This is a genomic window from Mucilaginibacter dorajii, assembly GCF_024808255.1.
Taxonomy (GTDB): Bacteria; Bacteroidota; Bacteroidia; order Sphingobacteriales; family Sphingobacteriaceae; genus Mucilaginibacter; species Mucilaginibacter dorajii.
On sequence record NZ_JANTYS010000011.1, the window covers coordinates 95,316 to 108,054 of the forward strand.

General features: G+C 42.9%; 11 protein-coding genes. 6 read left to right on the forward strand and 5 right to left on the reverse strand.

Annotated elements, in window-relative coordinates; all coding sequences use genetic code 11:
- Positions 1 to 88: 88 nt before the first annotated feature.
- On the forward strand, positions 89 to 1,174 hold the full coding sequence (locus FHS10_RS16290) for a mannose-1-phosphate guanylyltransferase (RefSeq protein WP_259092434.1): 1,086 nt from the start codon (positions 89 to 91) through the stop codon (positions 1,172 to 1,174).
- 114 nt (positions 1,175 to 1,288) lie between these two features.
- On the opposite strand, the gene rlmB is transcribed toward FHS10_RS16290, so the two are convergent.
- Entirely contained in the window at positions 1,289 to 2,059 is a 771-nt protein-coding gene (rlmB, locus tag FHS10_RS16295; protein WP_259092435.1) for a 23S rRNA (guanosine(2251)-2'-O)-methyltransferase RlmB, read from the reverse strand.
- Positions 2,060 to 2,353: 294 nt separating this feature from the next.
- Here rlmB and dnaB point away from each other — a divergent pair, with 294 nt between their 5' ends.
- Entirely contained in the window at positions 2,354 to 3,916 is a 1,563-nt protein-coding gene (gene dnaB, locus FHS10_RS16300; RefSeq protein ID WP_259092438.1) for a replicative DNA helicase, read from the forward strand.
- Positions 3,917 to 4,046: 130 nt separating this feature from the next.
- Here dnaB and chrA read toward each other — a convergent pair whose 3' ends face one another.
- Both chrA and FHS10_RS16310 read right to left on the reverse strand, forming a co-directional pair.
- Entirely contained in the window at positions 4,047 to 5,252 is a 1,206-nt protein-coding gene (gene chrA / locus FHS10_RS16305) for a chromate efflux transporter (RefSeq protein ID WP_259092440.1), read from the reverse strand.
- A 126-nt stretch (positions 5,253 to 5,378) separates the two neighbouring features.
- The gene (locus FHS10_RS16310) at positions 5,379 to 5,720 is read right to left on the reverse strand and encodes a tetratricopeptide repeat protein (protein ID WP_259092442.1); all 342 of its coding nucleotides are present in this window, start codon (positions 5,718 to 5,720) and stop codon (positions 5,379 to 5,381) included.
- A 46-nt stretch (positions 5,721 to 5,766) separates the two neighbouring features.
- Between FHS10_RS16310 and FHS10_RS16315 the strand changes: the two genes are divergently transcribed.
- The 4 genes from FHS10_RS16315 to FHS10_RS16330 all read left to right on the forward strand — a co-directional run bounded on the left by FHS10_RS16315 (position 5,767) and on the right by FHS10_RS16330 (position 9,829).
- On the forward strand, positions 5,767 to 6,504 hold the full coding sequence (locus tag FHS10_RS16315; RefSeq protein ID WP_259092444.1) for an electron transfer flavoprotein subunit beta/FixA family protein: 738 nt from the start codon (positions 5,767 to 5,769) through the stop codon (positions 6,502 to 6,504).
- Between the two features lie 35 nt (positions 6,505 to 6,539).
- A complete protein-coding gene (locus FHS10_RS16320) occupies positions 6,540 to 7,517 on the forward strand; it encodes an electron transfer flavoprotein subunit alpha/FixB family protein (RefSeq protein ID WP_259092445.1) in 978 nt (325 codons plus the stop codon).
- Between the two features lie 26 nt (positions 7,518 to 7,543).
- On the forward strand, positions 7,544 to 8,149 hold the full coding sequence (locus tag FHS10_RS16325; protein WP_259092446.1) for a bifunctional nuclease family protein: 606 nt from the start codon (positions 7,544 to 7,546) through the stop codon (positions 8,147 to 8,149).
- A 420-nt stretch (positions 8,150 to 8,569) separates the two neighbouring features.
- The gene (locus tag FHS10_RS16330; RefSeq protein ID WP_259092447.1) at positions 8,570 to 9,829 is read left to right on the forward strand and encodes a nucleoside permease; all 1,260 of its coding nucleotides are present in this window, start codon (positions 8,570 to 8,572) and stop codon (positions 9,827 to 9,829) included.
- A gap of 100 nt (positions 9,830 to 9,929) precedes the next feature.
- Here FHS10_RS16330 and FHS10_RS16335 read toward each other — a convergent pair whose 3' ends face one another.
- Entirely contained in the window at positions 9,930 to 10,643 is a 714-nt protein-coding gene (locus tag FHS10_RS16335; protein ID WP_259092448.1) for a ThuA domain-containing protein, read from the reverse strand.
- A gap of 209 nt (positions 10,644 to 10,852) precedes the next feature.
- A complete protein-coding gene (locus tag FHS10_RS16340; protein ID WP_259092451.1) occupies positions 10,853 to 12,562 on the reverse strand; it encodes a GMC oxidoreductase in 1,710 nt (569 codons plus the stop codon).
- Positions 12,563 to 12,739: the final 177 nt, after the last annotated feature.

Here is a 12,739-nt window from a genome sequence, read left to right on the forward strand (position 1 = left end):
AATTATATAGTTTTATTTAACAGGCAACTATCAGATTATTGTCCATTTTTGCGGCAACTAAACCAAATAATAATTCTTAAAATTACACATGAACAAAAACTACTATGCCATCATCATGGCAGGCGGAATAGGCAGCCGTTTTTGGCCCATCAGTCGCACATCGCACCCTAAACAGTTTATCGATATTCTTGGAACCGGCAAAACCTTAATCCAAAACACCTACGAACGTTTCCTTAAAGTTTGTCCTAAAGAAAATATTTACGTAGTAACCAACGAGAATTATACCAAACTGGTAAAAACGCAGCTTCCGGATATGGAAGATCAGCAGATATTGACTGAACCGGTAATGCGCAATACCGCACCCTGCGTAGCTTACGGCTGTTTTAAAATAGAAAACTTAAACCCCGATGCGGCCATCGTAGTAGCGCCATCTGATCAGCAGATACTGGATGAAGATGCGTTTGTAAACTCCATCCTTCGATCATTAGAAACCGCTACAGCAAACGATTGCCTGGTAACCTTAGGTATTAAACCATCAAGACCGGATACCGGTTACGGGTACATTCAATACACTGATAATACCATCAACGAAGATTTTCATAAAGTGAAAACCTTTACCGAGAAACCAACGCTGGAGATAGCCAAAACTTTCATCCAAAGCGGCGACTTTTTGTGGAACGCGGGCATCTTTGTATGGTCGGCCAAAGCGATAGTAAAAGCATTTGAGCAGTATTTGCCGGATATGCACGAGATTTTTGCAGATGCCCGCCCGGTTTACAATACAGAAAACGAGCGGAGCCATATCAACCAGGCTTACCAGCAATGTATCAATATTTCGATAGATTATGGGGTGATGGAAAAAGCGGATAATGTTTATGTATTACCATCAGACTTTGGCTGGAGCGATTTGGGTACCTGGGCATCCATTTATGATCTTGCGGAGAAAGATTATGTAGGCAACGCGGTGATCCCTTCAGAAAAGGTGATCATGTACGATTCATCAAATTGCATGGTAAATGTACCCGGCGAAAAGCTGGTGATACTAAAAGGACTGCATGATTTCATTGTAGTAGAATCAAATAACACCCTGCTCATTTGCCCCCGCGACCAGGAGCAAAACGTAAAACAGGTAGTAGCAGATGTAAAGAGCAAGTTTGGAGCGAAGTATATTTAGGGTTTAGTGAATGGTTGATTGGGTTGAATTGAGTTGATTAAGTTATTTTCTTTTGATAAATAAAAACAAAGGTATTCTCTAATTTTTCCAACCTAATCAACCTAATCAACCTAATCAACTCTTAACCAATCCCCTCTGCCTTATCGCTTCATATAAAATAACACCGGTAGATACCGATACATTCAATGATTCTATCTCACCAAACATAGGGATTTTGGCCAGGTGATCAGAGATGCGAATGATCTCGTTACGGATGCCATCTTCTTCAGATCCCATGATGATGGCGGTTGGCGCGGTATAGTCAGGAGCGTAGATATCTTCTTTTGTTTTTTCGGTACAGCAAACCAGCTGCAAACCCGATTCCTGTAAAAACTTAACAGTTTGCATAAAGTTATCGTGGCGGCAAACCGGGATCTTATATAAAGCCCCTGCCGATGTTTTAATAGCATCGGGATTGATCTGTGCCGATCCTTTGGCCGGGATCACAATGGCGTGCACGCCGGCGCATTCTGCAGTACGGGCTATGGCACCCATATTTCGTACATCGGTAATGGAATCTAAAACTAAAATCAATGGCACCTCTCCTTTTTCAAAAACCCCTGGGATGATATTCTCAATTTTTTGATAAACTATCGGCGAAATAAAGGCTACAGCCCCCTGGTGATTTTTTGCGGTAAGGCGGTTGAGTTTTTCGACAGGAACCTGCTGAGCAGTGATGTTGTATTCTGTAAGCAGTGCTTTTAGCTCATGCGATAAGCCGCCAGCCGCTCCTCTTTGGATATATAATGCCTCAATTTCTTTTCCCGAAGTAATGGCTTCCATGATGGCCCTGATGCCAAAAACCATTTGGTTACTTTCGCGCTGAGGTCTTTGATTAAATGTCATTTTTACTATTCTATATTTTGGCAAAAATAGCTATATTAATTGATTAAGCGGTTATTGAACTGAACTGCCATTTTGGTTTTTGAATAATGCCCAACAATTTTAAACTTTATTAACATAGGTTTAACGTGTTGTAAATCAGTGGTCGCTTTTGGTTATCCACATCTTGTTAACAATGTAGTGTTAATTTAATAGCTTAAATTATTAAATTGAGAATGATTGCTTTAGAAGTTGGATACACTATGTTAATTTAAAAGTACCCAACACGACCCATTTTTTGTATATTTTTGTCGCCTTATGAGTTTTGAGAACGAGAATCAGTACAAGCCTAATACAAACGAACGCCGTAGCCGCATCACTAACCCAACCCCATATAGTGGATTGGGCAAATTGCCCCCGCAAGCTACAGATTTAGAAGAAGCCGTGTTAGGCGCGCTGATGCTTGAAAAAGATGCCCTATCATCGGTAATTGACGTACTGAAAGCCGAAGTTTTTTACCGCGACAATCACCAAAAGATTTTTGCGGCCATTAAAGATCTTTTTGAAAAATCGCAGCCAATAGATATCCTTACCGTTACAGCGCAATTGCGTAAACAGGGCGACCTGGAAATGATTGGTGGCGCATATTATATCACCGAGCTTACCAGCCGTGTGGCGTCTGCCGCCAATATTGAGTTTCACTCGCGTATTATCATCCAAAAATACATCCAGCGGGAGTTGATCCGGATCTCTACAGAAACCATCAACAGCGCTTATGAAGATACCAGCGATGTACTCGACTTGTTGGATAAAGCCGAAAAAAATCTTTTTGAAATAGCCCAAAGCAACCTGCGCCGTGACGCCCGTAAAATGGACGACCTGGTACAGGAAGCGTTGAAAGATATTGAATCTTTAAAAGATAAAAAAGACGGATTAACAGGTGTGCCATCGGGCTTTACCGGGCTTGACCGTATGACTTCGGGCTGGCAAAAATCCGATCTTGTAATTATAGCTGCCCGCCCGGCAATGGGTAAAACGGCCTTCGTATTAAGTTGCGCCCGTAACGCGGCGGTTGATTTTGATAAACCTACTGTGGTATTTTCGCTGGAAATGTCGTCTGTTCAGTTGGTGAACCGTTTGATTGCTGGCGAGGCCGAAATTGAGCAGGAAAAGATCCGTAAGGGAACCCTGGAAGAATGGGAATGGCAACAGATCCACTCTAAAATTGGCCGGCTTGAAAAATCTGTCTTCATTATTGACGATACCCCGGCACTTAACATATTTGAATTCAGGGCCAAATGCCGTCGTTTAAAAGCACAGCACGATATTCAATTAATCATCATCGATTACCTGCAGTTGATGCATGGTAAAGCGGCTGATGGCAAAGGCGGCGGCAACCGAGAACAGGAAATTGGTAGTATTTCACGTGCGTTAAAATCGGTTGCAAAAGAATTAAACGTGCCGGTTATCGCACTGTCGCAGTTGAGTCGCGCGGTGGAGCAAAGGCCGGGTAACTCCAAAAGGCCGATGCTGTCGGATTTACGTGAGTCTGGTTCAATTGAGCAGGATGCGGATATGGTATTGTTCCTTTACCGTCCTGAATACTACGGTTTAACTGAGGATGAAGACGGTAACCCAACCCAGGGTGTGGGTGAGGTAATTATCGCCAAACACCGTAACGGTGAAACCGGTACGGTAAGGCTTAAATTCGTTGGTAAATACGTGAAATTTGCCAACCTGGAAGAAGGCATGGATGGCTTCCCCCCTCCTGCCGGCAACGCGTTTAGCGGCCTTGCCCCATCACAGGATTTTGAAAAACAAAGCAACTTCATTATTCGCCCATCACGAATGGATGATATTGATGATGAACCGCCATTTTAAAAGCGAGGCCCCCTAACCCCCTGAAGGGGGAATTTAAAAAACTTATTTATAACGACGTCCAATTTGTTTACAAATTGGACGTCGTTATTTTATGATTAGCATGCAAATCAAAAGTTCCCCCTTCAGGGGGTTAGGGGGCCAACAACCCTATCACTACCCCTATCACAATGATCAATGGTGCTTTTATCTTTGTGAATTTCAACAATAAAAACGTACAAATCATTAACAGATAAGCTATCCAATTACCGCCAAACGGTCGTACCAACAGGATAAACGCTGTAGCCATAAAACCTACGGCAACCGCGTTTATGCCGCTTAGTGAATTTTTGATACGGGTAATTTTCTTTAGATCTTCCCAAAATGGTACGATGAAAAGGATCAAGATCAAGCCGGGAGTGTTTACCCCTATTACGGCCACAAGGCTTCCAATGATTTGGCCACCAATCCCATATCCTTTATTACCTAAAGTGATACCACCTAAAAATGAAGTAAACGAAAATGTCGGGCCCGGCAAGGCCTGCTGCAAGGCGTAACCCGAAAGAAATTCGGAGTTGCTGAGGTAATGTTTTACTTCCACAAACTCGGTATACATTAGCGGAACCATCACCTGCCCGCCACCAAAAATCAATATGCCGTTGCGGTAAAAGTTTTCAAATAAACGAATGGGTAAACTAAAGGGCGAGGTTTGGTTGATGACAGCACCCAAAGCTGCAAAAAACAACAGGATCCCAATAAAATAAGCTACTTTATTGGGATTTACATTGGCATACAACCGTGTGCGCAGTTCGTTTTCTTGCGGCTGGGTCTCCATAGCCGACGATATGATGCCTCCCAACAAGATCAGTATTGGAAACGCGTAAGCGTTTTGCAAAATGAGTGTGGCAATAAGCGATGCCACAGCCAGCATGGTACTTATCCTTGTTTTTAAAAACTTAAACGCAAAGCTATAGGTAGCATAAGCAACAATTCCCACGGCTACCGGCTGGACATACGTTAAAACATGTGCGAATTTAGTCTGATTAGCAAATATTTTATAGCTGATTGCGGCCATGCCCATAATAGCTGCTGACGGCAGTATCCAAATAACAAAGGTGATTAAAGCTAACTGCAATCCGCCAACCTTCCAGGCAATACCAACCAAAGTTTGGGTAGATGAAGGCCCCGGTAATACCTGCGATAGCGCATTAAGTTCCATCAGCTCCTCCTCGGTAACATAGCGCCTTTTCTGCACAAACTCGCGCAGCAAAACAGCAATATGCGCCTGCGGCCCACCAAAAGCCGTAAACGTATAAATTAAAACATCCCGAAGAAAAAGCAGGTGGCGTTTGGTAATCATTTAGTTCATGGTTTATGGTTTATAGTTCATGGATCATAGCCGGATGCCCAGAAACTAAATTGCTGATTGTTATTTACAAATAGATGAAGCTTCTATGAACTATGAACCATCATCTATGAACTAAAATCAATAATCGTCATCATCTTCCTCAATTCCCATGGCTGCGCGGTATACGGCCTGTAATTCAGAAAACGAGTGATTATCGCGCTTTGCTTTGGTCACTTTCATGCCGTTTTCGTAGGTGGTAATGGCATCCTGTTTGCGGTTAAGGGCTTCGTAAAGCTTGCCCAAATGATAATAGGTGCCTACGTAATTGGGGTGGTTGTTCACCAGGTCCTCGTAATAAGTAAGGGCTATATCTACCTGATTAAGACGCAGATATTCGGTGGCCAGCGCGTATTTTAAAAACTCGTCGTTGGGTTCATTTTTTATAAATTCCAGTAGCTTATCCAATCTGCTCAACTCCATTTTAAACTCTATCTTTTTTAACTTAAATTTGCAAAAACCTATTGATATGAAGATCCTGGTATGTGTAAGTAATGTTCCTGATACCACCACAAAAATAACTTTTACTGATAATAACACCCAATTTAATACAAATGGTGTTCAATTTATATTAAATCCTTACGATGAGATAGCACTTTCACGCGCTATTGAACTAACCGATGGCGGTAAAGGTACAGTAACTGTAATTAATGTTGGTGAGGTAAATACAGAGGCCACCATTCGCAAGGCTTTGGCTATTGGCGCTACCGACGCGGTGCGCATAAACGCTAAAGCCCACGATGCCTGGTATGTAGCTTTCCAGATAGCGCAATATGTAAAAGCTAACCCATTCGACCTGATTCTTACCGGCCGGGAATCTATTGACTACAACGGATCGAAAGTGGCCGGTATGCTGGGCGAATTGTTAGACCTACCTTCGGTATCTATCATCAAAAAATTGGATGCTGCCGATAGCGAAGCCACCGTTGAACGTGAAATTGAAGGCGGCAAAGAGGTACTGACCATTCCCTACCCTTTTGTGGCTGGTGCTGCCGAAGGCGTTGCCGAACCAAAGATCCCTAACATGCGTGGCATCATGTCGGCCAGAACAAAACCCCTAACTGTTATTGAACCTGTTGAAGTAAAAACATTTTCAGACATCATCAGTTATGAAACACTGGCCCCACGTGGGCAGGTTACGTTGGTTCCCGCTGCCGATACAGCTAAACTGGTTGATCTTTTACATACCGAAGCACGCGTTATCTAATTTTACTCAAATCGATTTTACGAAACTCATTATATATGTCAGTTTTAATATATGCGGAAAATGCCGGCGGAACGTTCAAAAAGTCCATTTTTGAAGCTGTAAGCTACGCGAAGGCTATTGCCGATCAAAATAACACTAATCTTATCGCCATTTCTATCGGCAATGTAAGTGCCGGTGAATTAGCATCTTTAGGGAAATACGGCGCTCAAAAAGTGCTCAACGTATCTGGCGATAAACTTAAAAACTTTGTAAACCAGGCTTACGCCTCGGTAATAGCAGAAGCTGCCAAAAAAGAAGGTGCCAATATTGTAGTATTATCAAATACATTTTCCGGTCGTGGCCTTGCGCCACGTATTGGTGTAAAATTAGAAGCCGGTGTGGCCGATGGCGCCGTGGCATTGCCCGAGCAAAACGGCGGTAAGTTCACCGTTAAAAAAACGGCTTTCTCTGGTAAAGCCTTTGCCATTGTTGAGCTTTCATCAGCAAATAAAGTAATAGCCCTGGTGCCAAACTCTTATAAAGTAGTTGAAACAGGTGGCAGTGCGCAGATTGAAGATTTTGCTGCAGAAACCAAAGAATCTGATTTTAAAGCGATGATCAAAGAGATCGTTCGCTCAACCGATAAAGTATCCTTGCCCGATGCAGAGATCGTTGTATCGGCTGGCAGAGGCCTGAAAGGGCCCGAGAACTGGGGCATGGTTGAAGAGTTGGCTGGTTTGCTTGGCGCTGCCACAGCATGCTCAAAACCGGTATCAGATGCTGGTTGGCGACCACATAGCGAACATGTTGGACAAACCGGCATAGCTGTCAGTCCAAATTTGTATATTGCGATAGGAATTTCAGGTGCTATTCAGCACCTGGCCGGCATTAGTTCTTCAAAAGTTATTGTGGTTATCAACAAAGATCCGGAGGCTCCATTTTTTAAAGTGGCCGACTACGGTATAGTTGGTGATGCGTTTGAGGTAGTGCCGCAATTAATAGCAGCAGTTAAGGCATATAAGGCTTCAGCATAAAATATTTAGGTGCGATGGGTAACAACATGAAAAAAATTAAGCTGGATATTGTTGGGTTGTCATACAGCCAAACACAATCCGGTGCTTATGCTTTAGTTTTAGGCGAGGTTAGCGGCAGGCGCAGGTTACCTATCATTATAGGTAGTTTTGAGGCCCAGGCCATTGCTATTGAGATAGAAAAGATGACACCAAGCCGCCCGCTTACGCATGATCTTTTTAAAAGCTTTGCGCAGGCCTACCTGGTGGAAGTACAGGAAATTATTATTTATAACCTGGTAGATGGTATCTTTTATTCAAAATTGATTTGCAGCGATGGCAAACGATCTGTTGAGATAGATGCCCGTACATCTGATGCCATAGCGGTTGCTGTAAGATTTGACTGCCCTATTTTCACCTACGAGTTCATCCTGTCGACAGCGGGGATTGTAATTGAGGGGAACGATTTCGTTTACCTCGAAAACATCAACGAAAACCAGGAAGAAAAAACAGTTAATACCTCATCTGTAGGGAGCGGCTTTGCATCATTAAGCATTGATGAGCTAAAAACAAAACTACAGGAAGCGCTGGCCGAAGAATCATACGAAAAAGCGGCTAAGATCCGCGACGAACTCAACAAGCGTAAGGCATCGTAATTTCGGAATTGGGAATTTCGATATAAGAACTCCCAAATGTCATTTCGACGAACAGCGGATGGCTGAGTGGAGGGTGAGGAGAAATCTTATACGTTATGCAGTCCATCATAGCATACCGTATAAGATTTTTCGCTTCGCTCAAGAGATAGTTTCTCTTTCGCGCAACCGCTCAATCCGCCCTTGCTCAATCGAAATGACATACTTTTCTTGATTTACGGTAACCTTTTCTTATATCGAACTCACCTAATTTTAATATATTCAATATCAAATAATAACCCTCTTTTATAAACTCACCAGCAAAGCGTAACATTTAGGCTCATTTTACCAAATTCTATACCCCTTAGCTTTCTGATTTACATTTATTTCACTACTTTCCGTTTTTAATTTAACACTGACAAAATTATTTAAACCCAGTACTGTATGAATATTAAGTTCCGCTTAATACTGATGAATTTTATGCAATTTTTTGTGTGGGGGGCATGGCTGCTTACCGTAGGCGCATACTGGTTTCAAAACAAAGGATGGTCTGGTGCACAGTTTGGGGCAATTTTTTCAACTATGGGTATTTCATCCATATTTATGCCTGCACTTGCGGGTATCATATCAGATAAATGGATCAACGCCGAAAAATTGTATGGTACACTACATATTTTAGGGGCTATAACACTCTTTTGTGTACCATTGGTAACAAGTCCCACAGTGTTTTTTTGGGTGATACTGCTTAACATGATTTTCTATATGCCAACCTTGTCTTTATCTATAACAGTTGCTTACTCGGCATTAAAAGGTGAAGGTAAAGATGTAGTTAAGGTTTACCCTCCTATCCGCGTTTGGGGAACAGTTGGATTTATCGCGGCCTTGTTAGTGGTAGATGTCACCAAAAGCGAAACCAGTGCCAATCAATTTTATATCGCATCTGCCGTAGCGTTGGCGTTAGGTATATTTTCTTTCTCGCTGCCTAAATGCCCTCCTTTATTGGGTAAGGCAGGTAAAAAAACATTGCGGGATGCCCTTGGTTTAAATGCTTTTGAATTATTCAAAACACCCAAATTTGCTATCTTTTTCGGTTTCTCATTACTTTTAGGTGCAGCCTTGCAGCTTACTAATGCTTACGGAACCACCTATATTTTAGATTTTGCCAAAACACCTTCGTATAAAGGCTTATTCGCGGTAGAACATTCAAGCGCAATCATTTCCATTTCGCAGGTATCAGAAACACTTTTCATTTTGGCTATACCTTTCTTTTTACGCAAGTTTGGTATTAAAAATGTAATGCTGTTCAGTATGCTGGCCTGGGTTTTACGTTTTGGTTTATTTGCGTTTGGTAACCCTGCCAGTGGTTTATGGATGATCATCCTATCGTGCATTGTTTACGGTATGGCCTTTGATTTCTTTAACATATCGGGGTCATTATTTGTGGAAACGCAAACTACCCCCGAAATACGTGGCAGCGCGCAGGGCTTATTTATGATGATGGTAAACGGCTTCGGCGCTTTTTTTGGAAGTATTGCCAGCGGCTTTATTATTGATAAGTTTTTTATTCATGCCGATGGAAGTAAAGACTGGCATGGCATCTGGTTAACCTTTGCAGCTTATGCTTTAGTAATAGCTATTATATTTCCATTTGTGTTCCGCTACAAACATAACATAGCGCTTGAGCGGGCTATCCAACACGCTTAATGGCTGTATGAACCGGAATTTGTCGAATTATCAGAATTAATTGAATTTTATTTCATTCTGTAAATTCCTTAATTCGACAAATCCCAGTTCAGACAAAGCCTTACTTCTTCCCTATCGCATACTGAATGCCACCCAATAAATGTTTCAGGTATAATGGATCGGCATATGATTCGTCGGTATGGCCAAGTTCGGTGTAAAACGCCCTGCCACCGTCAAAGCTATGGTACCAGGCCATAGGGTGGTTATCGCCATTTTCGCCGCCGGTATAGCTTTTCTCATCAATTTTAATCAACACGTGCAGGTCGTCGCCCATCCATTTATAGTTATACCATTCGTCAAAGCGTTTCCAATCTTCAGGTAAGTGCTTAGTTGCAATAAAGTTACGGTCAACCACATGCAACGTAGCTTCCTGTTGTTTAGGGTGACTTTTAAAATAAGCGCCAACCAGTTTGCCATACCAGGGCCAATCGTATTCGGTGTCAGTAGCGGCATGCACACCAACAAAACCTCCACCGGCCTGGATGTATTTTTCAAAAGCCGCTTGCTGGGTATCGTTCAAAACATCGCCCGTGGTACTTAAAAATATAACAGCGGCATATTGCTTTAAATTGGCAGCTGTGAATTTTTCGGCATTAGTGGTACTATCCACATCAAAGCCATTTTCGGCACCTAACTTCATAATGGCAGGCACGCCAACAGCTATGGAATTATGGTGAAACCCGGCAGTTTTGCAGAATACAAGTACCTTGGTTTTGGCAGCTACATTAATAATAGTAGCGCCTATGAGTAAGCAAATAATGGTTATTTTTTTCATGGTATAGTTTTGGTTGATTTAATATATGGTGATGTAGATTGCCATATTCGTGACTTTGAACATGGAAAAATGAAAATATAAAACTATGTCATTGCGAGTAATAAATTTCGCGAAATTCTGAAGGTAGAATGACAATATAAAGCTATGTCATTGCGAGGAACGAGGCAATGACATGATCAATTTGTCATCTGAAACAAGTCATTCTCGCGTTACAAATTCCCTTTCTTCAATTCATCTGCGGCGAAATTAGCAGCGCGGGCAGTCAGCGCCATATAGGTTAACGATGGGTTTTGGCAGGCCGATGAGGTCATGGCTGCTCCGTCGGTAACAAATACGTTTTTGGCATCCCAAACCTGGTTGTGCTCGTTAAGTACCGATGTTTTAGGATCGCGGCCCATGCGCGCGGTGCCCATTTCATGGATGCCATCGCCTATATTGTGGCCTTTATCGTGTGTTTCAATATTTTTAACACCGGCGCTTTCCAGCATGGCTTTTGCTTCCTTCACAATATCTACCCGCATTTTCATTTCATTATCCCTGATCACGGCATCCATAGATAATATTGGCAAGCCCCATTTATCTTTCAGTGTTTTATTGAGGGTGATCTTATTATCGTGGTAAGGCAAAAGCTCGCCAAAACCGCCGATGCCTATCTGCCAGCCGCCCGGTTCGGTAATGGCATCCTTGTATTGCGCGCCTATATTCATTTCGGCAATTTCCCTGCTCCATCCGGTCCGGCTTGCAGCTCCCTGGTAACCAAAGCCGCGTAAGTAATCCCGTTTATCGCCAAACAGGTTGGCAAACCGAACTACATAAATGCCGTTAGCGCGGCGTCCGTAATAATATTTATCCTCAAAACCATCTACCGTACCAGATGCACCTAAATTATAGTGGTGATCCATAATGTTATGCCCCAACTCGCCGCTGCTACTGCCTAATCCATCGGGCCAAACATCGGTTGCAGAATTCATCAGCACCCAGGCGCTATTTAAAGCCGAAGCATTTACAAACACAATTTTGGCGTAGTACTCATAGGTTTTGTTGGTTTCGGCATCAAGCACCTCCACTCCTTTTGCCTTTTGGGTATCCTTATCGTAAATAATTTTAGTTACTATGGAGTATGGCCTCACTGTTAAATTGCCGGTAGCCAAAGAAGCCGGCAAGGTTGATGACTGCGTGCTGAAATAGCCACCAAAAGGACATCCCTCCCAGCACCTGTTCCTGAACTCGCATTTGGTACGGCCGGGTATCGCAGCTGTTAAATTAGCCGTGCGGCCGATGATCATATGCCTTTTACCACCATAATTTTTCTTGATGCGTTCGGCTACATCCTTCTCAACCCAGTTCATATCCATGGGTGGCAGGTAATGCCCGTCGGGCAGCTGCGGTAAACCCTCTAACGAACCGCTGATACCTGCAAATTTCTCCACATGATCATACCATGGTGCCAGATCTTTATATCGGATGGGCCAGTCAATGGCCCAGCCATCTTTGGCGTTGGCTTCAAAATCAAAATCGCTCCAGCGGTAGCTTTGCCTGCCCCATAAAATAGAGCGGCCGCCTAACTGGTATGATCGCCACCAGTTAAAGGGTTTAACTTCGTGATACGGCGCTTGCTGCTCATCAACCCAGTAATCCATAATGGCTTCCTGTGCTCCCCAGTTTCTTGAAATAACTGGCCGTTCCTTACGCTGGGCTTGTGTTACCGCGCCGCGGTGTTCAAAGTCCCAGGGATCTTTGGCGGCGGTTTTATAATCCTTAATGTGTTGAAAGTCGCGACCGCGTTCAAGCATAATAGTTTTAAGGCCTCTCCCGGTTAATTCTTTAGCCGCCCAGCCGCCGCTGATACCCGATCCTATAACAATGGCATCATAGGTATTACCTGCTTTGGCGCTGCCGCTTACATTGTTTAATGGCATAATTTCGCTAATTGGTTATGTAATTCAAGAAATGGTTGTGCAATTGGATAAAACAATATTATCAATTAAAATTAACTAAAGCAATGAATTGAAAATAAAAATACAATCGATTGAGAACACGATTTTTGGATTGAACAGGATTTCTTTTCTGTCCCCTTTACCGTGTCATAGGTAAGC